The organism is Micromonospora sp. CA-263727 (genome assembly GCF_050942455.1).
Classification (GTDB): domain Bacteria; phylum Actinomycetota; class Actinomycetes; order Mycobacteriales; family Micromonosporaceae; genus Micromonospora.
Map to the genome: position 1 here is coordinate 6504739 of NZ_CP192031.1, position 21353 is coordinate 6526091.

Below are 21353 nucleotides of genomic sequence, written 5' to 3' on the forward strand. Positions count from 1 at the left end.
CCAGAGTCATCGATTAATGTCGATTAATTCTCCCACTGTGGGAACGCTCCCAAGACCACTCTACCGGCCGAAACTTCCGAAGCGCCCAACCACACACGGCAGGGCGGCGACAATCCGACCACCAGCCGGCGCCGGGCCGGCTGGTGGTCGACGTCAGCTGGTGATGTCCTTGCGGGTGAAGCGCCAGAACGCCAGACCCCAGAAGAGGGTGGCGTAGCAGATCGCGGAGACCGCGCCCCGGACGATGTCGTCGGTCTGCACCGGCGTGGAGAGCAGCCCCAGCCAGGCGTTGCTGTAATGGGTCGGCAGGAAGGAGCGGATCGCGCCGAGGGCGGTGATCTGGTCCAGGATGCTGGAGAGGATCCAGAGCAGCACCGCGCCGCCCACCGCGCCGAGCGCGGCGTCCGTGGTCACCGAGAGCAGGAACGCCAGCCCGGCGACCACCAGCAGGACGACCGCCAGGTAGCCGAGCACAGCGAGCAGGCGCAGCAGCCCCTCGCCCGGCTCCAACTGCGCGGCGACCGTGCTGCGCAGCGGCGACCAGCCGTACCGCAGGGTCCCGATCAACAACGCCGTGCCGGCGAGCAGCACCAGGGCCAACGCCGAGTAGGTGAGCGCGACCAGCAGCTTCACCGCCAGCAGCCGGGCCCGGGGCACCGGCACCGCCAGCAGGTAGCGCAGGCTACCCCAGCTCGCCTCGCTGGCCACCGTGTCGCCGCAGAACAGCGCCACCACCACGACCAGCAGGAACGAGGCGGAGACGAAGATGCTGAACAGGGTGAAGTTCAGCCCACCGGAGGTGGCGAAGGAGACCAGGCTGCCGAACTCGCCCCCTCCGTTGTCGTCGTCGCCGGAGTCGAACTGGAACGCGATCAGGATGATCAGCGGCAGCAGCACCATGAAGCCGAGCGCCAGTTGGGTACGCCGCCGCGACGCCTGCCGGCGGAACTCCGCGACGAACGGCAGCGTCCTGGACGGCCGGTAGCCGGCCGCCGCACCCGAGGGCGCCACTGCTGCCGCGCTCCGCTTCGGCTCGACAGTCGATCCCGCCATCACCGGTCCCCACTTCCCCGAGAAGTCTCGCCCACCAGGGCGAGGAAGGCGTCCTCCAGGCGGCGCCGCGGCACCACCCGGTCCACTCCGATCCCGGCCCGCACCAGCTCGGCGACGACCTCGCTGCGGGCGGTGCCGTTGGTGTCGACCACCAGATTCCCGTCGGAGTCGTCCAGCACCCGCACGCCACCGAGCGTGTCCAGCACGGTCCGGGCCGCCGCCGGGTCGCTCACCTCGAACAGCACGCTGGGCGACTCGCCGACGATCTCCTCGACCAGCCCGGAGGCGACGATCCGCCCCTTGTTGACCACCACCGCGTGGGTGCAGGTCTGCTCCACCTCGGCGAGCAGGTGGCTGGAGACCAGCACCGCCCGGCCGTCGGTGGCGTACCGCTGGAGCACCCGGCGCATCTCGGCGATCTGCGGCGGGTCCAGCCCGTCGGTCGGTTCGTCGAGCACCAGCAGCTCCGGCAGGCCGAGCATGGCCTGGGCGATGGCCAACCGCTGCTTCATGCCGTGGCTGTACTTGCGCACCCGCCGGTGCACCGACGAACCCAGCCCGGCGATCTCCAGCGCCTGCTCGAAGTGGGCGTCCGTCGCCGGCCGCCCGGTCGCCTGCCAGTACGCCCTGAGGTTCTCCAGCCCGGACAGGTGCGGCAGGAAGCCGGGGCCCTCGACCAGCGCGCCGATCCGCGACAGCGCGGGCGAGCCGGGCACCAGCCGGTGCCCGAAGACGTAGATCTCGCCGGCGGTCGGCTGGGTCAGCCCCATCAGCACCCGAAGCGTGGTGGTCTTGCCGGCGCCGTTGGGCCCGAGCAGACCGACCACCTGACCGGGATGCACCTCGAAGTCCACCTCGGAGACCGCGACGAAGCCGTCCGCGTACTCCTTGCGCAGATGGCGCACGGCCAGCGGGGTGTCCGCGTACTCCGGGTGGACGGAGGTGTCCTGGCGGCGGTGCCGCAGGCGGAGCACGGCCACGAGCACGACGAGCCCGACCACGATCGCGGCGAGCAGGCCGACCAGCACCCAGCGCCAGAGCACCGCCTCGGTCGGGATGGGGCTGGCGCTGACGGTCGGCAGGCTCAGCGGCGCGTCCCCGGCCGCCACCGTGTAGACGGTCGGCTCGATCGGCGTGGTGTACGCCTGATCCGAGGTGGCGACGACCAGCCGGAGCCGGTGGCCGGCCTCGACCCGGTGGACGATCGCCGGCAGGGTGACGGTCACCGGCTGGGCGGCGTCGATGCTCGCCGGCAGGCCGGTCAGCCGGATCGGGGCGATCAGTCCGCTCGGCAGGGTGGCCGCACCCTCCGGGTCGACGTCGTAGAGCTTGGCGAAGAGGACGGCCTCACCGGTGGCCGAGGCGGCGCGGATCTGCACGGTCGGCGTCCCGACCACGTCCAACGCCTCGGCCAGCGGCTCGGACTCGAACCGGGCGTGCTGCCCGGGAATGTCGCCGGCCACGCCGCTGAGCAGGGAACTCAGCGAGCCGGCGAAGGGCACCGAGGAGATGGCGGCCGGATTTCCGCCCGGTGGGTTCGCCACCCGCTGGGCCGGCCCGGCCACCGTAACCTCCTGCCGGGAATCCCCGTTCAGGCCGGGGTAGTCGGCCGTGCGGTACCCGGTCGCCACCAGCCCACGGTCCATCGCGTCGAACCCGGCGATCCGGGAGAACGTGAAGGTGTCGTCCGGGGCTGCCCCGAGCCCCGCGACGTAGTGGTCGAGCCACTGCGCGGTCAGGAACTTCACCCGGTCGGAGTCGGTACGCGGCCCCGACCCGCCGTCGTGGCCACCGGTGAACCAGGCGACCCGGACCGGGGTGCCGCCCGCGGCAATGCCCCGGGCGTTGGCGTCCGCCTCGCCGAGCGGGAAGAGGGTGTCCGCCGCGCCCTGCACCAGCAGGGTGGGAGCCTTGATCCGGTCCAGCACGCCGGCCGGGCTGGAGCGCCGCAGCAGGTCGACGGCGGCCTGGTCGGCCCGGCCGGTGGCGGCGATGCGCAGGTACGCGGCGCAGATGTCGGCGGCAAACCGGCCGCAGGCGGGATCGGCAACGCTGCCGTTGGTCGGGGCGCCCGGGGCGGTGCCCGGTGCCGGGCTCGGCGGGCCGGCGGAGGCGGGCGCGCCCTCCGGCGCCTCCGAGGTGTTGCCGGAGATCCCGGCCGGACCGGAGCCGGTGTTTCCGCCACCGCCGAAGAAGATGCCGGCCCAGCCGGACTTGAAGACTCCCGTGGTCGGCTCGCCGCCGGTGCTCTCCGGCAGGAAGGCCCGGGACAGGTCGTTCCAGGTGATCATCGGGACGATGGCGTCCACCCGTTGGTCCTGGGCAGCGAGCAGGAGCGCCAGGGCGCCGCCGTAGGAGCCGCCGACCACGCCAACCCGGGGGTCGCCCGCCGCGTCGGTACGGATCTCCGGCCGCTCCGCCAGCCAGTCCAGCAGCCGCTGGGCGTCGCGTACCTCGTAGTCGGGATGGTCCAGGTGGATCTGCCCGCCGCTGCGGCCGAAGCCCCGGGCGGTCCAGGTCAGCACGGCGTACCCCCGGTCGGTCAGCTCCTCGGCATCGGTGCGGACCGAGTCCTTGGTGCCGCCGAAGCCGTGGGCGAGCAACACCGCGGGAACCTTCCGATCGGTGGACGCGTCACGCGGGAGGTACAGCGTGGTGTCCAGGTCGACCGGCTCGTCACCGCCGGGTCCGGACCGGACGGTGAGCGTCGCGGGCTCGGTGCGGAAGCCCGGTCGGTCCGGCCAGACCGCCCAGACCACCACCGCCGCCAGCAGGGCGACAGCCACCGATGCGGCGACGGCTCGGCGGCCGGTGGGCAGGGCACGGCGGATCCGCGCGACCGGGAACGGCGATCTCATTCGCCACACGGTACGGCCCGAAACCTGAGTATTAGCTGAGATCCACCGTACGTCCGTTCTGACCAGCCGATCGTCACCCGGCAAGAGGTCGACCGCCCAACGTCCACCGGGCGAACCCGGGCCTGAGTTCGCATCGTGGAAATTAATGCCTTTCACCGGATTCTATCGCCAAGCATGCCTTTCACCTCTCGGAAAAGCACCCACCGTGACCGGAGCGCCGGCCGTGCGTCACACCGCTCGAAGTGACGCAAACCTGACCCTCTCTGACTGATCACAGGCCGCTCAGCTTCGATTAATTTTCCGGTCCGGCGCACGGGACCGGCTCGTCGACGCCGTCCCGCGAACCTGCGCCACCGCCGGAGGAGACAACCATGACCGTTCCCGCTCCGCGGGTCCGTCGCCGGCCTCGGACACCGGGCCGCCTTTTTCCGCTGCTTCTCGCCACCGCGCTGCTGCTGCCGGTGGCGTTCCTCGTCATACAGGCCCATCGAGGCATCGACGCCGACCGCGAGCTGCTCGAACGGGAACGACTCGGCGTCGAGTACATCCGCGCCCTCAGCCCGGTCACCGAGGCGCTGGTGAACGCGCAGAGCGGCGCCGTCACCGGCCGGCCACTGCCCAGGGAGCCGCTCGACCAGGCGATCGAGCAGGCCGCGGCGGTCGACGCCCGGATCGGCGGCGAGTTGAGCACCAGTGAGCGCTGGGCCGGGCTGCGCGCCAAGCTGGAGGCGCTGCCCGAGCGGTCGCTGACCGACCCGGAGGCCGCCTTCAGCGCGTACAGCGAGGTGACCGACCTGCTGTTGTCCCTGCACGGGAAGGTGCGAGAGACCTCGGGTCTGATCCGGGACTCCGGCGCCGACTCGTACTTCCTCCAGGACGGCGTCGGGGAGGAGATGCCGGAGGCGATGGTCGCCGCCGGCCGACTCAACGACCTGGCGGTGCTGATCGAGCAGCGGCCCGCCGCCGACCGGCTCCAGTCCCTCAGCGAGCTGTCCACCCTCCGGTTCGCCGCGCTCCAACCCGCTGGCGACCTGGTCAACAACCTCAAGGCGGCGGTGGACACCTCGGCAAGCGCCGACCTGGGCGGGAGCGTGCTCACCCCCTTCGACGCCTACCAGCGGGCGGTCGAGGCGATGGGCGCCGCCGCCCAGCCGGTCGGCCGGACGGCCACGGTGGACACGGCCCGGCTCAGCACGGCCCGGGGCCAGGCGCAGCAGGCCGCCAAGCAGCTCCAGCCGGTCATCCTCGACGAGATCGACCGGCTGCTGGTGGAGCGGATCGACCAGATGGACCGCGACGGCCGGCGGGTCCTCGGCGCGGGCGGCGTCGCCGGACTGCTCCTGATCGTGCTCGCGGCATTCGGCTGGGCGTACCCCCACGGCGGGCAGGGCACCACGCCCCGGAGCACGACGCCGGGTGCCGGCGGCCAGCCGGGCGAGCCGGAGTCCACCGGCCCGGTCGGCGCACGGGGCGAGCCGGCGACGGACCGCCCGGCGAACGAGCAGCCACCGGCGCTCCAGCCGGCGGGACAGGGGCGCGAGCCCGACCGGTGGAGGCCCTTCGATGCTGCTCGATAGGCTCCGGATCCGGGGCAAGCTCACCGTACTGGTGATCATTCCCCTGCTCTGCATGTTCGGGCTGACCATCCCGGTGGTCTGGGAGCAGACCGGGGTGGCGCAGCGGGCCGCCAGCATCGAGAGCACCGTCAAGGTCGCCAGCCGGGTCGGCACCCTGCTCCAGCACCTCCAGCAGGAACGCATGGTCGCCATCGGTCTGCTGCTCGGGCAGACCTCGCGCAGCGACCTGGTGCAGGAGATCGCGGAGGTGGACGACCGGATCGTCGACCTCCGCGGTGAGTTCGGCGACGAGCTGCCGGCCGAGGTGGGCGCGGCCCTCGACGGGGTCAGGCAGCTGGCCGAGGTACGGGCGGCCGCGCTGACCGGGCAGGCCGACCCGCTGGACGTCCTCGGCGCGTACGGGCCGGTGCACCTCGCCCTGATCGACTCGCTGCGCCTGCCCTACGACGTGGACACCCGCTCCACGGCCGGTCGGCAGGTGCTGGCGCTGAGCGGGATCCTGCGGATGGGCGAAGGGCTCACCGCCGGCGGCGCGCTGACCGTGCTGCTCGCGGCCGACCCGAACCCGCGGCTGGTCAACATGTTCGTGGCCAACAACGCCACCCTGGTGGCGCAGAGCGTAGAGGTGAGCGGCCTGATCACCCCTGATCAGCTCGCCCTGGTGGCCCTTGAGCAGGCTGCGGTGGATGCCCGGACCGGCCCGGAGTTCCTCGCCCAGAGCTCCCTGGATCCGGTAGAGGCGCTCGCCGGGATGACGGTGGATGACCTCTTCCCCGCCATGTCGTCGATGATCACGCTCGGCCAGTTCGTGGAGAAGAAGCTGGTTGCCGACGTCACCGCCGAGGTACGCGCCGAACAGCAGGCGGCGCTCTTCGGCGCGTCCTGGGTGACCGCCCTGGTCCTGCTCATCCTGTTCGGCGTCGTCGGGCTCGCCGTGGCGATCGGCCGGACGGTGGCCCGGCCGCTGACCCGGCTCACCCGCTCCGCCGACCGGGTCGCCCGGGTCGCCGAATCCGAACTGGTCCGGGTCGCCGACGACGAGACGGACAACGCCCAACCGATCCGCCTCGACCCGGTCGACGTACGGGCCCGGGACGAGATCGGCGACCTGGCCCGAGCCTTCGAACGGGTGCAGCGCACGGCCGCCCGGCTGGTGGAACGGCAGGTGGCGAGCCGGCGCAACGTGGCCCAGATGTTCGGCCACGTCGGCCGGCGTACCCAGAACCTGGTCGGCCGGCAGCTCGCCCTGATCGACCGGTTGGAACGCCAGGAGACCGAACCGGGTCGGCTGGAGAACCTGTACCGGCTGGACCACATCTCCAGCCGGCTGCGGCGTAACGCGGGCAGCCTGGTGGTGCTCTCCGGCGCGACCGGCGACGACCCGCACGTCGCGCCGATCCAGCTGCCCGACGTGGTCCGCCTGGCCCTCGGTGAGATCGAGGACTACACCCGGGTGGACGTGCAGTTCCCCGCCGGGATCGCGGCCGCGCCGGCGATCATCGGCGACCTGACGCTGGTGCTGGCCGAGCTGATGGAGAACGCCACCGTCTTCTCCCCGCCGCACACCCGGGTGACGGTCAGCGGCGAACTCACCGAGGAGGGCGTCCGCCTGACCGTGGTGGACCACGGGATCGGCATGACCGAGGCCCGGCTGGCCGACGAGAACGCCCGGCTCACCCGGCGGGAACGGCTGGACCTCGCCCCGACCGAGGTGCTCGGGCTCTTCGTGGTGGGCCGGCTGGCCCGCCGGCACGGCTGGACGGTCTCGCTCTCCGCGACCCCCGGCGGTGGCGTCTCCGCCGCCCTGCGGCTACCCATGTCGTCGCTGGTGATCGGGACGCCCGAGCCGGCCGGTGCCGCGGTGGTGCCGTTCTCCAGGGCCGGACGGGGCAGTGGCCGGGAGCTGCCGGTCGGTAGCCGGCAGCCGGGCGCCGACACCCCACCCTCCGCCGGACGCGCGCTGGCCGTGGTCGCCGGTCCGACCCGGCCGGTGATCGACTCCACGGCCCTCCCCGGGTTCGACCCGAGGTTGCTGACCCGGGCCACCGAGAGCCTGGAGGTCTCCGACTCCTGGGACGCCTTTGCCACCGGGCCGGGCACCGCACCGGCCCCGGCCAATGCGGTACCGGTCACCGCACCGGCCGAGGTTGCCCCGGCCGAGACCAGCATCGAGGCCACCCGGGTCGATACCGACCCGGCGCGGGCCGAAGTGTGGCAGATCGCGCCGACACCGACCCGACCCGGCGCGGCGCCCGGCATCCGGCAGCGGGTCCCCGGTGCCAGCCTGCCGAGGACCGGTCCGCGGGTGGGGCCGGTGGACGCCACCAGCGCCGATCCGACTGCCGCCCGCGCTCTGGTCGAGCAGTTCGAGTCGGGCGTACGCCGGGCCGAGCAGACCCGGGCGGAGACCACCGCACGGCCGATCGGGACAGCACCCCTGGGCAGCAGGACGCAGCTGACCCGGCGCGTCCCGGGCGCCAATCTGGTCGTCCCGCCGCCCCGGCAACCGCCCGCCCAGAACCTCGGCGACCCGGCCGAGGTCCGCGATCTCCTCAACGCGTTCGAGACGGGCGTCGCCCGGGCTCTACGCGATGTCCGTCCCGACCGCAGCAACGAAGAAGGAACGTCACGGTGACAAGCTCGAACGTGCACGAGAATCTCGACCACCAGAGCCATCCGGCCGGTGACCTCAGCCCCGAGGCTCGCACCTTCAACTGGCTCCTGGATTCCTTCACCTCCGGCACGGCCGGGGTGAAGGAGGCAATCGCCGTCTCGTCGGACGGACTGCTGATGGCCATGTCCGCGATCAAGGACCGGTCCAACGCGGAGCGACTCGCCGCGGTCGTGTCGGGGATGACCAGCCTGGCCGGCGGCGTCGCCAGTTGGTACGCGCTCGGCGGCCTGAACCGGGTGGTGGTGGACATGGCCGAGGGCTATCTGTTGATCACTGCGATCAGCAGCGGCTCGGTGCTCGGCGTGGTCGCCGACCGGTCGGCCAACCTGGGCACCGTCGCCTACGAGATGACCCTCTTCGCCGGGCGGGCCGGTAGCGCGCTCACCCCGCGCCTGATCGCCGAGCTCAAGAACGCCGTACAGCAATGAACCCCGACGCCGCCTGGTCGGAGCCGGAGCCGGTGTTCCGGATCCGGCCCTACCTGCGCGGGCCCGTCCCGGCCGGCGACGCCGGGCCGGCGGGCGCGTCGGCGGCGCCGGAACCGGAAGCGGAGGAGCCCACCGGGCTCCGCCCCTTCGTGCTCACCGCCGGCCGGGTGGCCGGCGCCGACCCCGCGATCGGCCTGGAAACCCAGGTGACCGCCCGGCCGGCCATCGAGACCTGGGGCGGTTCGGCGGTCAGCCGGCTCGCCCCGGAACTCCAGGCGATCGTGGCACTCTGCGCCGAGCCGATCTCGGTCGCCGAGATCTCCGCCAAGACCCGTCTGCACCTCGGCGTGACCCGGGTCCTGGTGGGCGACCTGCGGGCCGCCGGCCACCTGGACGTGCACGTCGCCGATGCCGACGACGCCCTCAACCCCGATGTCATCCTGCGAGTGATTGATGGACTCCGTGCGATCTCCTGACTGGCCGGTCACCCCACCGGGCGCGCCCGCCCCCAACAGCGCCGCCGCCCGCTACAGCGGCTCGGCACCGACCCCGACACACGTGGGTCGGGCCACGCCCCCGCCGGCCGGCGCGCCGGTGGCCCCACCGGCGTACCCGCCGTCGGCCGTGCCGTCCGGCGCGGCCGACGCACCACGCACCGCGCCACCGATCCCGGTCAAGATCGTGATTGCCGGCGGATTCGGGGTCGGCAAGACGACCGCCGTCGGCTCGATCTCGGAGATCGTCCCGCTGACCACCGAGGCGGAGATGACCAGCGCCGGGATCGGCGTCGACGATCCGGGGCAGAACTCGACGAAGACCACCACCACGGTGGCGATGGACTTCGGCTGCGTCACCATCGATCGCAGCCTGAAGCTCTACCTGTTCGGCACGCCCGGCCAGGCCCGCTTCGGGTTCATGTGGGACGACCTGGCACAGGGCGCGCTCGGCGCACTGGTGGTGGTCGACAGCGCCCGCCTCGACGACTGCTATCCGGCGGTCGACTACTTCGAGCAGACCGGCCTACCCTTCGTAGTGGGGGTGAACGCCTTCGACGGGCAGTTGGCGCATGACCTCGACGCGATCCGGTGGGCACTGGCAATCGGTGAACACGTACCTCTGGTGCAGTTCGATGCCCGGGACCGGCTCTCGGTCCGGGACGCCCTACTGGTCGTCCTGGACCGCGCGCTGGACCGGGCCACCCGGGAACAGCGGGCCTGAGCCGACCGGCTCGTGGCCCCTCGTGGGAAGGGGTGAGGCGGATGAGGGGTGATCTGGACGAAACCCTGGCCCGGATGCGCCGGCGCGAGGAGGCGCTGCGCCGGCGGGCCACGGACCCGATCGGGACGGCCGACGACCAGCCCGGGTCACCGCCCGACCCGGGCCGTGCGCCCGGCTCCGGCGTGAGCCGGACCGGCGGTCACAACGCGGGACCCGGCTGGGGCGGGGCCCGCGAGCCGGTCCGCGAGGGATCCTCGCGCCGGGTGGTGGAGGACGTGGTCGAGGCGCTGCGGGCGCTGGTCGCGGTACACCCGGGGACCTCCATCGCCGCCCGGATCGACCACGGCGGGCAGGCGTACGACCTGCTGGTGACCGGCAACGGCCAGGACGTCACGGTCAGCGGGCAGCCCGCCACGCCCCCACCGGCCTGGCCGATGCCGATCAGCACCCTGCCCGACCGGCCCGCCGGCCCGGACGGGTCGGGCGTCGACCCGGCGGCCCGGCTGGCCGAGCTGATCCGCCGTGATCCGTCCCTGCTCACCGGCGAGGAGCCACCGGGCTGACCGGAGCCGGGGTGCCCGGGCCGTTTAAGGTCGGGCGGTGGGCGAACCCGAGTTGACCCTGACCGCGAGCCTGCGGCCGGCCGCACTGGACGCCCGGCGAGGCATCGTCCGGGTGCACCCCGAGGCGCTCACCGCGCTCGCGCTGCGGCCGGGCGATCCGGTCCAACTGACCGGCCGGCGGGTGACCGCCGGCATCGTCGTCGCGGCCGAGCAGACCGCGAGCGCCGCGCTGCTGCACGCCGACGACCTGATGCTGGGCAACCTCGGCGTACGCGACGGCGGGCAGGTGCGGGTCAGCCGGGCGCCGGGCACTGCGGCTCGCCGGGTGCTGATCGCCGGGCCGGCGGAGATCGTCGCGGTGGTCTCCCCGGAGATGTTGCGGCTGGCGCTGCTCGGCAAGGTGGTCACCGCCGGGGACGACGTGTCGCTGCTGCCACAGGACGTCCTGCCGGACGCCTCGACGCGCACCCTGGTCGAGGCGGCCCGGCGCAGCCTCTCCACCCGCGTCGGCTACGCCTGGACCAGCACCCTGCTCCGGGTCGTCGCCGTCGAGCCCGACCCGGGCGCACTGGTCACCATGGACACCCACGTCGGCTGGGAACACGGCCCCGCCACCCACGGCGACGCCGCCCCGGGCGCGGCCGGCAGCGCAGGCCCCGGCGGGTGGCCCGCCGACACGGGCGTCACCACAGGCTGGCCCGCCGCCGGTAGAGGCGGGTGGCCCGCGCCCGGGGCGGGCGGCAGCGCCACCCGCGCCGCCGGGCCCGGCGCGCCGGCCGACGGCACCGGCGAGACAGCCGGCGGCGGCTCGGCGGCCGGGAACATCGGTGGGATCGTGGACGCCCCGTCGGTGGACGAGCTGCCCGGACTGCGGCCCCAGGCCGAGGAGCTGACCGAGCTGCTCGACCTCGGCTTCCACCATCAGGAGGTGCTCGGCCGGCTGGGCACCACGGTCGCGCTCGGGGTCTTCGTCGCCGGGCCGGCCGGCTCGGGCAAGTCGGCGCTGGTCCGGGCGGTGGCCGCCCAGGTCGGCGCCCGGGTGCATGCGCTCTGGGCGCCCGAGGTCGCCGCGCTGAACAACTCCTCGGCCGCCGGGCGGCTCCGAGCGGTGACCGCCGAGGTGGTCGCCGGCGGTCCGGCCGTGCTGCTGGTCACCGACGTGGAGGCGCTGGCCCCGGCGGACCCGCCAGGGCCGGTGGCGACCGTGTTCCGGCAGTGCCTGGCGCAGGTCGTCCGGGCCGGTGCGGCGGTGGTCTGCACCACCAGCCGGCCGGAGGCCGTCGACCCGGCACTGCGCGCCCCGGACCTGCTCTCGCTGCGGCTCGACGTCCCGCTGCCGGACGCCGCCCTGCGCCGGGAACAGTTGACCGTGCTGACCCGGCCGGTGCCGCTCGCCGACGACGTCCGGCTGGACGAGGTCGCCGCGCGTACCCCCGGTTTCGTCGCCGCCGACCTGGCCGCCCTGGTCCGCGAGGCCGGGGTGCGCGCGGCCCGCCGGCAGAAGTCGGCGGAGAACCCGACCGTCGGGATGGCGGACTTCACCGCCGCGCTGGAGGTGGTGCGACCCACCACCATGGCCGCCTCGACCCTGGAACTCGCCCGGGTCACGCTCGACGACGTGGGCGACCTGGTGGAGGTCAAGCAGACGCTGACCGAGTCGGTGCTGTGGCCGCTGACCTACCCGGACACCTTCGCCCGGCTCGGCGTGCAGCCGCCGCGCGGGGTGCTGCTCTACGGCCCGCCGGGCTGCGGCAAGACCTACCTGGTGACCGCGCTGGCCGGGTCCGGCCGGGCCAACGTGCTCTCGGTCAAGGGGGCCGAGCTGCTGTCGAAGTGGGTCGGCGAGAGCGAGCGCGCGGTGCGGGAGCTCTTCCGGCGGGCCCGGGAGGCGGCACCGACGCTGGTCTTCCTGGACGAGGTGGACGCCCTGGCCCCGGTACGCGGCCAGGCCACCGACGGCGGCACCACCGACCGGGTGGTCGCCGCCCTGCTGACCGAGCTGGACGGGGTGGAGCCGCTGCGCAACGTCGTGGTGATCGGCGCGACCAACCGTCCCGACCTGGTCGACCCGGCGCTGCTGCGCCCCGGGCGGCTGGAGCGGCTGGTCTACGTGCCGCCCCCGGACGCCGAGGCACGCGCGGAGATCCTGCGCGCCGCGGCCCGGAACGTGCCGCTCGCCGAGGACGTCGACCTTCCCGCGCTCGGCGCGGAGCTGGACGGCTTCTCGGCGGCCGACTGTGCGGCGCTGGTCCGGGAGGCGGCGCTGGCCGCGATGCGCGAGTCGCTGACCGCCTCCACGGTCACCGCCGGGCACGTGGCGACGGCCCGATCCCGGGTCCGCCCATCCCTTGACCCCACCCAGGTCGCCTGGCTGGCCGCGTACGCGGAGCAGCGCAGCTGACCGCGCGTGCCGGTGGTGTCGACTGGTACGTGAGCGTCGGGAACGCCTGAGCCTCCCAGCGGGCGGCACAGCGGCTACGCGTCCAGGGAGATTTCGGCGTACACCCGGTCGCCGTCCTCGCGTAGCTTCGCGCCGCACTTTTCGAGCACGGACAATGCGCCGCGGTTCTCCGGCACGGTCTCCGCCACCACGACCCGCATGCCGGCCGCCGCCGCCAGGTTCAACAGCTCGCGCAGCGCCGCCGCGCCGATGCCCTGACCACGGGCCGAACGGCCGAGCCACATGCCCACCTCGACGGCGTCCGGCTCGTCCCGCCGGCTCATCCGGATCATTCCGACCACCTCGCCACCGGCCTGGATCGCGTACATGGCGGTGCGGTTGGGCGCGTCGAGGCCGCCGAAGCTGGCCCGGTGGAACTCCCGGAACGCCTCCCGCCGGGCGTGCGACCACCCGGCCGGAGCCGCCACGGGCGGCATCACGTCGGCCGGTTCCGCCTCGGCAACCGCTACCGAGAGCAACGGTTCGAGGTTCTTGTCGTCCACCGGCGCCAGCCGGACCGCACCCGTCACGTGCCGCAGTCTTCCGGCCCCCGCAGCGCGCGTCCACCCGGTTGGCGACGACCGGAACCTATGGCGGGAGGGATCGGCCGGTCGGGCCGAAAACGCGCACTGCCTCACGCTCCGTTGTCATCCGCCTGGGTGAATTCGCAGAAGATCGCGGAGGCGTCGTCGGTCGGCTTGTGCCGACGCCGCCGGTCGGGATGCTCCCGTTCGGCGACCCGGACGCGATCGATCAGTCCGCCCGGCCCCTCGGCGGTCACCACCGCCAGCAGGCCGGCCCAGTCGAACAGCCCGAACTCCTCGACGGCGGCGGAGGCCCCGTCGGTGAGCAGCACCGCGCGGCGCACCGCGTCCGGGCCGCGCAGCGGCAGCGTGCCGACCACCGCGTGGTACGCCGCGTCCGGATCGGCGGCGGCGACCCAGTATCCGTGCGTACGGTTCATCCGTTCCCGTTGCAGCGTGACGGCGTGCTGGAACCGGGTGGCCCGGTCGGCCGACTCGGGCAGCCCGGTGGCGGTGTCGCGCAGGCCCGCCACCGAGGCGGCCAACCGCTGGTCGGCGACCACCTCGACCCGGCCGCCGACGTCGAGCACCAGCGGGCTGTCGCAGAGGACCAGGTAGTCGACCTGGTCCCCACCGTCGCGCAACAGGCACACCGTGCTCGACGGGGTACCGGGATGATCGAGGTCGCACTGCCCACCGTGGTCGGCCCGGACCGCCAGGATCGCCGCCGCCAGGTTGCTCACCAGCGTCGCCGCCGGGCGGGCGGCCTCGGCCAGGCCCAGCCGGGCGGCGAGGTGCCGGACGAACCACTGCGTCCCGTGTACGCAGCCGGTGTCGAAACCCTCCGGTACGGTCGCGCCGTCGAGCACCCCGACCAGCGGGCCGAACCGGAACGCCACGTCCTCGTTGACCGGGCGGCCGGGCGGCGGGGCGGACGCGGATCGTACCCGCATGCTCGGTGACACCCCGACCGCCGCGCCCCGCCGGCGCTCGGCGGAGGCCGCCTCGGGCAGCACGGTGCTCCCCGTCGCCGGGGTCGTGGGCCTCGCCTCCCGGGGGCCGTCTCCGGACATCGCCGCCACCTCCCCGCCCCGGCTACCCACCTGGTGGGCCGACATTCGCCCAGGTTCAGCGACGCCGGTCACGGGTACGGGCGGCACGCAGCCGGATCAGCCGGCCGACCAGCACCGGGTCGGCGGCGAGCGCCGCCGGGTTGTCCAGCAACGCGTTCAACAGTTGGTAGTAGCGGGTGGCGGAGAGCCCGAAGCGGTCCCGGATGGCCTGCTCCTTCGCCCCGGCGTGCCGCCACCACTGCCCCTCGAAGGCGAGAATCTCCCGCTCCCGCTCGCCGAGGCCGTCCGCCCGCGTCCCGGCGGGATGATCGGCGCTGTCCGGCCTGGCGTCGCCGGGGTGATCGGCGTCATCCGGCGTGGCGTCGGCGGGCTGCGACGCCGACTCCGCCTCCGGCGCGGACCTCGGCGGCGGGACGATGATCGCGTCCGGGCCGGTCTGCGCTGCCTGAGTGGCGTCGGCGGGCTGCATGGGGCTCCTCACGGGGGCGGCCGGCACGGGCGACGCCAACCGGACCCCCAGCCTAGCCAGGGGCCGCACGGGACGCATCCGACGCGCTCGGCCACCCGTCACCCCGCCCCCGCCCACGGGAGCGAGGCTGGCTGACGCCGTGGGCGCGACCGCCCCGGCGGTCGACACGGCCGCCCGGCGTCGTGGGCGCGACCCGGTGTCTGGTCGCGCCCACGGCTGCCTCAGGTGATGTCCCGCCGGCGCATCGCCCACATCGCCGCGCCGAGGATGACCGCGACCCCGACCGTGAACAGCACCGACGACTGCTGCCAGGTGATGTCCAGGGTGGCCGGATTGCACTCACCGGTGTAGGTGGCGCTACAGGACCGCCAGTCCTGGAGCGTCACGGTCTTGGCCATCCAGGCGTACGCGTACGTGGGTAGCAGCCATGCCTCGGCAAAGCGCACCCCCGCGACATCCAGCAGGATGCCCAGCCCGACCTGGCCGACCACCATCACCGCGATCGCCCCGCCGAGCGCCATCGCGGTGTGCCGGCCGAGCGAGGCCAGCGCGAAGCCCACCGTTGCCGCCACCATCGCCAGCACGATGCCGCGCAGCCCGGTGAGCAGGAACGACTGCCAGACCCCGGAGGTCACCTTCTCGGTGCTCCCGCGCCAGGTGGCGACCAGCCAGAGACTGCCGAACCAGGCCACCGAGGCGGGCAGGGCCAGCGCGAGCAGCCCGGTGAGCAGCGCACCCAGCTTGGTCAGCAGGACGGTCAACCGTTTCGGCCGCCAGAGCAGCAGGTTCATCATCCCGCCGGTGTTCCACTCGGCGCCGACGAACGAGGCCCCGACCACGAAGCCGACCATGGCCAGGATTCCCGCGAGCGGGATCAGCAGGTCGCCGAAGCTCTCCCGGAAGTCGAAGGTCGAGGGCAGGTACCACTCCGCCTCGAACGCATCCCGGGGCGGCGGGGTGATGCTGGCGCAGTCGGTCGTCCAGAACTCGGCGCCCGAGGTCTTCGCCTGTTCGCAGAGGGCACGTTCCTGCTCGCTCGAACTGACCGCGTCCCGATATTGCTGTTCGGCGGTTCGCTCGGCCTCGGCCCACTGCTCGGGGCCGATCTTCTGGTTGCTGAGGAACATGCCCGCCACGATGAGGACCAGCACCAGCAGGCCGGCCGCCGTCATCCAGCGGGCGAAGCGCCGCTTGGCCAGCCGGCGCAGCTCGGTACGGAAGAGACTCACGCGCCCCAACCTCCCCCGGTGGGCGCGGACGACGCCACCCCATCGATTCGTACGGACTGGTCGACCTGCCGGTGTTGACCGGGGACCGGCGCGGTGGCGGTCAGTTCGAGGAAGACGCTCTCCAGGTCGACCGCGACCGGGGTGAGTTCGCTGACGTAGAGGCCCTGCTCGGCGAGGAGCCGGGTGACCGTGGCCGGCTTGTCCACTCCGGCGAGCATCAGGTGGTCCGGGTGCGCGGTCACGCGTACCCCCGCCTGGGTCAGTGCGGTGGCGGCGGCCGAGAGGTCGGTGACCGCCTCCAGCCGGACCCGTACCGCGCCGGAGGAGTGCTGCGCCAGCACCTCGTCGACCGGGCCGAAGGCAACCCGCCGGCCCAGCGAGATGATGGTGACCGAGTCACAGATCAGCTGGATCTCGCCGAGGATGTGGCTGGACAGCACCACGGTCATGCCCGATTCGGCAAGGTTGCGCATCAGCGTGCGCATCTCCCGGATGCCGCCCGGGTCGAGGCCGTTGGCCGGCTCGTCCAGGATCAGCAGCCGCGGGTTCTTCAACAGGGCCGAGGCGACGGCGAGTCGCTGCTTCATGCCGAGCGAGTACGTCTTGACCCGCTCGCCGGCCCGGTCGCGCAGCCCGACCAGCTCCAGCACCTCGTCGACCCGCTGTGCGGGCACGTCACCCGCGCTGGCCAGCAGCGACAGGGTGTCGCGGGCGCTGAAGTGCGGGAAGAACTGCGGGCTCTCCACGATCGCACCGACCTGCCCGGCGACCTCGGACAGCGTCTCGGGCACCTCGTGCCCGAGGATCGCCATCCGGCCGCCGTCCGGCCGGATGAGGCCGAGCAGCGTACGCAGTGTGGTGGTCTTCCCCGAGCCGTTGGGGCCGAGGAAGCCGTGCACCTGCCCCGCCTCGACCCGCATGTCGAAGCCGTCCAGGGCGTTGCGGGTGCCGCGCCGTCGACTCCGGTACGTCTTTCGTAGACCTTCGATCTCCAGGACAGCTGGCAAGCTGCACCTCCCCCGATGATGTGTGACTGACGACCGACACCATACGCGGTATGCAGAAGAAGGCAATACCCGGTATGCATCGCCACGCCGATCGAAGCTGTTAAAAGGGGGCCCTTCCTATACCGGAGGCGTTAACAGGGGGCCCTTCCTTGCACTTCAGGCGGAGATTACGTGGACGCCGGCGGCGCGGAAGGCGTCCACCACCTCGGGCGCGGCACCGGAGTCGGTGACCAGGGTCTCGACCCGGTCGACGGGGCAGATCCGGGCGAAGGCGTGACCGCCCAGCTTGGACGAGTCAGCGATGATCACCACCCGCTTGGCCCGGGCCACCATCAGGTTGTTCATCGCCGCCTCGCCCTCGTGATGGGCGGCGGCGCCGAGCTGCGGGTCGATCGCGTCCACGCCGAGCAGGGCCACGTCCAGGGTGACCTCGCGCAGCAGCGCCCCGCCCAGCGGCCCGACCAACTCGAAGGACTTCGGTCGCACCACCCCGCCGGCCACCACGACCTTCATCCGGGACCGGACCAGCAGTTCGTTGGCGATGTTCAACGCGTTGGTGACCACGGTCAGCTGGGCGCCCTCGGCGTTGGTGTTGAGATCCGGGCGGACGGCCAGCGCCCGAGCCACCTCGGTGCTGGTGGTGCCGCCGTTGAGACCGACCACGGTGCCCGGCGAGACCAGCGCCGCGGCGGCCGCACCGATGCGCTGCTTCTCCGCCGAGTGCTTGGCCGTCTTGTAGCGCAGCGGGAGGTCGTACGAGACCCCGTTGGCGACCGCGCCACCCCGGGTACGCGTGATCATCTGCTGCTGGGCGAGCTGGTCGAAGTCCCGGCGGATGGTGGCCTGCGAGACATCCAGCCGCCCGGCGGCCTCCTCGACGGTGACCCGGCCGGAGTCGGTCAGCATTTCGAGCAGGGCGTTCCATCTCGCGTAACGGTCCACCCCGGAGCCTCCGTGTCTGAACGATCCGTGATTGGTTGCGTGCACACTAGTGCGCGAAACTACGATGAGGCAAAACCTCGACCTGCTCGATCGCCCCTGCGGTTGCCATTACCACCAGGTTTCGAGCAGAATGGCGCTCGAAAGATGCGGTTAACGAGCCGTATTGCGCAGCGGCCCGCCCTGCGAGGAGTTCTCATGGCGTACGTGCACGCGGAGATCGCGAGTCAGCCGGACTGCTGGCGTCAGGCGGCCGAGCTGGCCCCCACGGTGCTCGACCGGCTCCCCCGCCCCGGCGAACGGGTCGCCGTCGTCGGCTGCGGCACATCGTGGTTCATGGCGATGTCGTACGCCGCCCGCCGCGAGGCCGCCGGCCACGGCGAGACAGACGCCTTCCAGGCCAGCGAGTTCCCCGCCAACCGGCACTACGACCGGCTGCTGGCGATCACCCGCTCCGGCACCACCACCGAAGTGCTGGACCTGCTCACCGCGCTGCGCGGCCGGATCCCGACCACGGTGCTGGTCGGCGACCCCGGCTCCCCGGCGGTCGACACCGCGGACGCCGCCGTCCCCATGCCGTTCGCCGACGAGCGCTCGGTGGTGCAGACCCGCTTCGCCACCACCGCGCTGGCCCTGCTCCGGGCGCAGCTCGACGACAACATCACCGCGCTGGTCGCCGACGCCGAGGTGGCCGTCCGCGCCCCGCTGCCGATCGACCCGAGCCTGATCGAGCAGGTCACTTTCCTCGGTCGGGGCTGGACGATCGGGTTGGCCCAGGAAGCGGCGCTGAAGTGCCGCGAGGCGGCCACCTTCTGGGCCGAGGCGTACCCGGCGATGGACTACCGGCACGGCCCGATCTCGGTGGCCGCCCCGGGCCGGCTGGTTTGGGCCTTCGGTGAGCTGCCCGATGGGCTGCCCGAGGACGTCGCCGCCACCGGTGCCGCGTTCGTACACAGCCGCACCCACGGCTGCCGTACGGTGCTCGGCCGCTGGGCCGCCGGGCGTACCCCGGTCGACCCGATGGCCGACCTGATCCTGGCCCAGCGCTTCGCCGTGGCCCTGGCCACCAGTCGCGGCCTCGACCCCGACGCGCCCCGGCACCTGAGCCGGTCGGTGGTGCTCACGTGAGCCGGCGCGACGACGCCTCCCGTCGCCGCGGGCCGGCTGCCGGGGCACAGGCGTGACCGACGACGACGTCGTCGTCGCGCTGGACGTGGGCGGCACCGGCATGAAGTGCGCCCTGATCCGACCCGACGGCACCGTGGCGCACGCCGAACGGCATCCCACCGACGCCGGTCGCGGTGCGGACGCCGTGATCGGCACGATCCTGGCGGTGGCCGACGGGCTGACCGGCACGGCACGCGCGCAGGGGCTCACCCCGACCGCGCTCGGCATCGTGGTGCCGGGCGTCGTCGACGAGGCGCGCGGCATCGCGGTCTGGTCGGCGAACGTCGGCTTCCGGGACGTACCGCTGCGCGAACTGGCGTCCGCCCGGCTCGGCCTGCCCACGGCGCTCGGCCACGACGTGCGTGCCGGCGGCCTCGCCGAGGCGCGGATCGGTGCCGGCCGCGACGCCCGGCACGTCCTCTTCCTGGCGATCGGCACCGGCATCGCCGCCGCGCACGTGGTCGCCGGATCGGCCACCACCGGCGCGCACGGCGCGGCCGGAGAACTCGGCCACATCCTGGTCCGCCCCGACGGGCCGCGCTGCGGCTGCGGGCGGCCGGGCTGCCTGGAGGCGATCGCCTCCGCCTCGGCCGTCGCACGCCGCTACGCCGAACTCGCTCCTCAGAAGACGGTGCCGGCCGCCGAGACCGCCACGCAGGCGACGGTGACCGCCGCCGAAGTCGCCGCCCCGACGACGGTTACCGCCGCCGAGGTGGCCGCGCGGGCGGCGGCCGGCGAGGAGTTGGCCACCCGGGTCTGGCGGGAGGCCGTCGAGGCGCTCGCCGACGGGCTCGCCACCGGCCAGGCCCTCTTCGACGTGGAGACCATCGTCCTCGGCGGTGGGCTCGCCCAGGCCGGCGCCGGGCTCTTCGACCCGCTGCGTGGGGCGCTGCGGGAGAGACTGACCTTCCACCGGGAACCGCGACTGGTCCCGGCCGCCCTCGGCGACGAGGCGGGCTGCCTCGGCGCCGCCCTGCTCGCTATCGACCAGCTGGAGAAGGAATGACCCTACGGGTGAACGGCAAGGTGGTGACCCCGAGCGGGGTGGTCTGGCAGGGCTGCGTCGAGGTCAAAGGCGACCGGATCAGCGCGGTCGCGGAGTACCCGTCGGTGCGGGACGGGCACTGGATCGTGCCCGGCTTCGTGGACATCCACACCCACGGCGGGGGTGGGCACACCTTCACCACCGGCGATGCCGGGCAGGCCCGGGCCGCCGCCGCGTTCCACCTGCGGCACGGCACCACCAGCCTACTGGCCAGCCTGGTCAGCGCGCCCTTCGAGCTGATGCGCGCGGCCACCACGGCCTTCGCCCCGCTGGTCCGCGAGGACGTGCTGGCGGGCATCCACTTCGAGGGGCCCTACCTCTCCGCCGCCCGCTGCGGCGCGCAGAACCCGGAGTTCCTCCGCGACCCGTCCATGGACGAGCTGGCCGAGCTGATCAAGCTCGGCGACGGAGCGGTGCGGATGGTCACCCTCGCCCCCGAGCGGGCCGGCGCGCTGGAGGCCATCGGGCTGCTCACCGGGCACGGCGTGGTGGCCGCGGTCGGTCACACCGATGCGACGTACGAGCAGACGGTCGCCGCGGTCGCGGCGGGCGCGAGCGTCGGCACCCACCTGTTCAACGGGATGCGTTCGGTCCACCACCGGGAGCCGGGGCCGGTGGTGGCGCTGCTGACCGCGCCGAACGTGGTCTGCGAGCTGGTCGCCGACGGGGTGCACCTGCACGAGGGGACGCTCACCTTCGCCGCCTCGAACGCCGGTCCCGAACGATGCGCGCTGGTCACCGACGCGATGGCCGCCGCCGGCATGCCGGACGGCGAGTACGAGTTGGGCGGCCAGGCCGTGACGGTGGCCGACGGGGTGGCCCGGCTGGCCCGCGACGGCGCGATCGCCGGCAGCACCCTCACCATGGATGTGGCGCTGCGCAACACGGTGGCCGCCGGCATCCCGGTGCCCGACGCGGTACGCATGGTCTCCACCACTCCGGCCCTGGCCGTCGGCCTCGGCGACCAGGTCGGCGCCCTCCAGGCCGGTCTCCGTGCCGACCTGGTGGTGCTCGACGACGACCTCCAGATCGTCCAAGTGATGCGCGGCGGCTCCTGGGTGGAGTGACCGGGTGCGGTGGCCGCCCGCC

18 protein-coding genes are annotated in these 21353 nt (G+C 73.5%); 10 read left to right on the forward strand and 8 right to left on the reverse strand.

Features of this window, described 5'->3' with window-relative positions; translation table 11 throughout:
• Positions 1-153 precede the first annotated feature (153 nt).
• Together ACQPYA_RS28605 and ACQPYA_RS28610 are read right to left on the reverse strand one after the other, a co-directional pair.
• Complete coding sequence (locus ACQPYA_RS28605) at positions 154-1053, reverse strand: ABC transporter permease (RefSeq protein WP_433530114.1); 900 nt, start codon at positions 1051-1053, stop codon at positions 154-156.
• Positions 1053-3911, reverse strand: a complete 2859-nt coding sequence (locus tag ACQPYA_RS28610) for an alpha/beta fold hydrolase (RefSeq protein WP_433530115.1) — start codon at positions 3909-3911, stop codon at positions 1053-1055. The genes ACQPYA_RS28605 and ACQPYA_RS28610 overlap by 1 nt, the downstream gene beginning before the upstream one ends.
• A gap of 371 nt (positions 3912-4282) precedes the next feature.
• Between ACQPYA_RS28610 and ACQPYA_RS28615 the strand changes: the two genes are divergently transcribed.
• The 7 genes from ACQPYA_RS28615 to ACQPYA_RS28645 are packed head-to-tail and all read left to right on the forward strand — an operon-like array spanning position 4283 to position 12772.
• Positions 4283-5488, forward strand: a complete 1206-nt coding sequence (locus tag ACQPYA_RS28615) for a hypothetical protein (RefSeq protein ID WP_433530116.1) — start codon at positions 4283-4285, stop codon at positions 5486-5488.
• Positions 5475-8123: an ATP-binding protein gene (locus ACQPYA_RS28620; RefSeq protein ID WP_433530117.1), complete on the forward strand. Its 2649-nt coding sequence runs from the start codon at positions 5475-5477 to the stop codon at positions 8121-8123. Before ACQPYA_RS28615 ends, ACQPYA_RS28620 begins: the two co-directional genes overlap by 14 nt.
• Complete coding sequence (locus ACQPYA_RS28625; RefSeq protein ID WP_131301993.1) at positions 8120-8590, forward strand: roadblock/LC7 domain-containing protein; 471 nt, start codon at positions 8120-8122, stop codon at positions 8588-8590. The genes ACQPYA_RS28620 and ACQPYA_RS28625 overlap by 4 nt, the downstream gene beginning before the upstream one ends.
• Entirely contained in the window at positions 8587-9066 is a 480-nt protein-coding gene (locus tag ACQPYA_RS28630) for a DUF742 domain-containing protein (RefSeq protein WP_433530118.1), read from the forward strand. The genes ACQPYA_RS28625 and ACQPYA_RS28630 overlap by 4 nt, the downstream gene beginning before the upstream one ends.
• Positions 9044-9808, forward strand: coding sequence for a GTP-binding protein (locus tag ACQPYA_RS28635; protein ID WP_433530119.1), 765 nt, complete (start codon positions 9044-9046; stop codon positions 9806-9808). The genes ACQPYA_RS28630 and ACQPYA_RS28635 overlap by 23 nt, the downstream gene beginning before the upstream one ends.
• A gap of 41 nt (positions 9809-9849) precedes the next feature.
• Positions 9850-10371, forward strand: a complete 522-nt coding sequence (locus ACQPYA_RS28640) for a hypothetical protein (protein WP_433530120.1) — start codon at positions 9850-9852, stop codon at positions 10369-10371.
• 37 nt (positions 10372-10408) lie between these two features.
• Positions 10409-12772 (forward strand): AAA family ATPase, encoded by a 2364-nt coding sequence (locus tag ACQPYA_RS28645; RefSeq protein ID WP_433530121.1) that lies wholly within the window; start codon positions 10409-10411, stop codon positions 12770-12772.
• 74 nt (positions 12773-12846) lie between these two features.
• Here ACQPYA_RS28645 and ACQPYA_RS28650 read toward each other — a convergent pair whose 3' ends face one another.
• The 6 genes from ACQPYA_RS28650 to ACQPYA_RS28675 all read right to left on the reverse strand — a co-directional run bounded on the left by ACQPYA_RS28650 (position 12847) and on the right by ACQPYA_RS28675 (position 18055).
• A complete protein-coding gene (locus ACQPYA_RS28650) occupies positions 12847-13341 on the reverse strand; it encodes a GNAT family N-acetyltransferase (protein WP_433530122.1) in 495 nt (164 codons plus the stop codon).
• A 104-nt stretch (positions 13342-13445) separates the two neighbouring features.
• A complete protein-coding gene (locus ACQPYA_RS28655) occupies positions 13446-14453 on the reverse strand; it encodes a hypothetical protein (RefSeq protein ID WP_433530123.1) in 1008 nt (335 codons plus the stop codon).
• A 10-nt stretch (positions 14454-14463) separates the two neighbouring features.
• Entirely contained in the window at positions 14464-14877 is a 414-nt protein-coding gene (locus ACQPYA_RS28660; RefSeq protein WP_433530124.1) for a DUF3263 domain-containing protein, read from the reverse strand.
• A 221-nt stretch (positions 14878-15098) separates the two neighbouring features.
• Positions 15099-16106, reverse strand: coding sequence for an ABC transporter permease subunit (locus ACQPYA_RS28665; RefSeq protein ID WP_433530125.1), 1008 nt, complete (start codon positions 16104-16106; stop codon positions 15099-15101).
• A complete protein-coding gene (locus ACQPYA_RS28670) occupies positions 16103-17026 on the reverse strand; it encodes an ATP-binding cassette domain-containing protein (RefSeq protein ID WP_433533665.1) in 924 nt (307 codons plus the stop codon). The genes ACQPYA_RS28665 and ACQPYA_RS28670 overlap by 4 nt, the downstream gene beginning before the upstream one ends.
• Positions 17027-17269: 243 nt before the next feature.
• Positions 17270-18055, reverse strand: coding sequence for a DeoR/GlpR family DNA-binding transcription regulator (locus tag ACQPYA_RS28675; RefSeq protein WP_433530126.1), 786 nt, complete (start codon positions 18053-18055; stop codon positions 17270-17272).
• A gap of 195 nt (positions 18056-18250) precedes the next feature.
• Between ACQPYA_RS28675 and ACQPYA_RS28680 the strand changes: the two genes are divergently transcribed.
• The 3 genes from ACQPYA_RS28680 to nagA all read left to right on the forward strand — a co-directional run bounded on the left by ACQPYA_RS28680 (position 18251) and on the right by nagA (position 21331).
• Complete coding sequence (locus ACQPYA_RS28680) at positions 18251-19180, forward strand: SIS domain-containing protein (protein ID WP_433530127.1); 930 nt, start codon at positions 18251-18253, stop codon at positions 19178-19180.
• A 100-nt stretch (positions 19181-19280) separates the two neighbouring features.
• The gene (locus ACQPYA_RS28685) at positions 19281-20225 is read left to right on the forward strand and encodes an ROK family protein (RefSeq protein WP_433533666.1); all 945 of its coding nucleotides are present in this window, start codon (positions 19281-19283) and stop codon (positions 20223-20225) included.
• Positions 20222-21331 (forward strand): N-acetylglucosamine-6-phosphate deacetylase, encoded by a 1110-nt coding sequence (nagA, locus tag ACQPYA_RS28690; protein ID WP_433530128.1) that lies wholly within the window; start codon positions 20222-20224, stop codon positions 21329-21331. The genes ACQPYA_RS28685 and nagA overlap by 4 nt, the downstream gene beginning before the upstream one ends.
• Positions 21332-21353 lie beyond the last annotated feature (22 nt).

What these genes read in the sequence shown, in the direction of transcription:
- ACQPYA_RS28670 (WP_433533665.1), bottom strand. Translation starts at nt 17,026, where the DNA reads ATGCGGGTCGAGGCGGGGCAGGTGCACGGCTTCCTCGGCCCCAACGGC.
- ACQPYA_RS28685 (WP_433533666.1), top strand. Translation starts at nt 19,281, where the DNA reads ATGAAGTGCGCCCTGATCCGACCCGACGGCACCGTGGCGCACGCCGAA.
- ACQPYA_RS28610 (WP_433530115.1), bottom strand. Translation starts at nt 3,911, where the DNA reads ATGAGATCGCCGTTCCCGGTCGCGCGGATCCGCCGTGCCCTGCCCACC.
- nagA (WP_433530128.1), top strand. Translation starts at nt 20,222, where the DNA reads ATGACCCTACGGGTGAACGGCAAGGTGGTGACCCCGAGCGGGGTGGTC.
- ACQPYA_RS28630 (WP_433530118.1), top strand. Translation starts at nt 8,587, where the DNA reads ATGAACCCCGACGCCGCCTGGTCGGAGCCGGAGCCGGTGTTCCGGATC.
- ACQPYA_RS28615 (WP_433530116.1), top strand. Translation starts at nt 4,283, where the DNA reads ATGACCGTTCCCGCTCCGCGGGTCCGTCGCCGGCCTCGGACACCGGGC.
- ACQPYA_RS28640 (WP_433530120.1), top strand. Translation starts at nt 9,850, where the DNA reads ATGAGGGGTGATCTGGACGAAACCCTGGCCCGGATGCGCCGGCGCGAG.
- ACQPYA_RS28620 (WP_433530117.1), top strand. Translation starts at nt 5,475, where the DNA reads ATGCTGCTCGATAGGCTCCGGATCCGGGGCAAGCTCACCGTACTGGTG.
- ACQPYA_RS28655 (WP_433530123.1), bottom strand. Translation starts at nt 14,453, where the DNA reads ATGTCGGCCCACCAGGTGGGTAGCCGGGGCGGGGAGGTGGCGGCGATG.
- ACQPYA_RS28660 (WP_433530124.1), bottom strand. Translation starts at nt 14,877, where the DNA reads ATGCAGCCCGCCGACGCCACTCAGGCAGCGCAGACCGGCCCGGACGCG.
- ACQPYA_RS28635 (WP_433530119.1), top strand. Translation starts at nt 9,044, where the DNA reads ATGGACTCCGTGCGATCTCCTGACTGGCCGGTCACCCCACCGGGCGCG.
- ACQPYA_RS28680 (WP_433530127.1), top strand. Translation starts at nt 18,251, where the DNA reads ATGGCGTACGTGCACGCGGAGATCGCGAGTCAGCCGGACTGCTGGCGT.
- ACQPYA_RS28605 (WP_433530114.1), bottom strand. Translation starts at nt 1,053, where the DNA reads ATGGCGGGATCGACTGTCGAGCCGAAGCGGAGCGCGGCAGCAGTGGCG.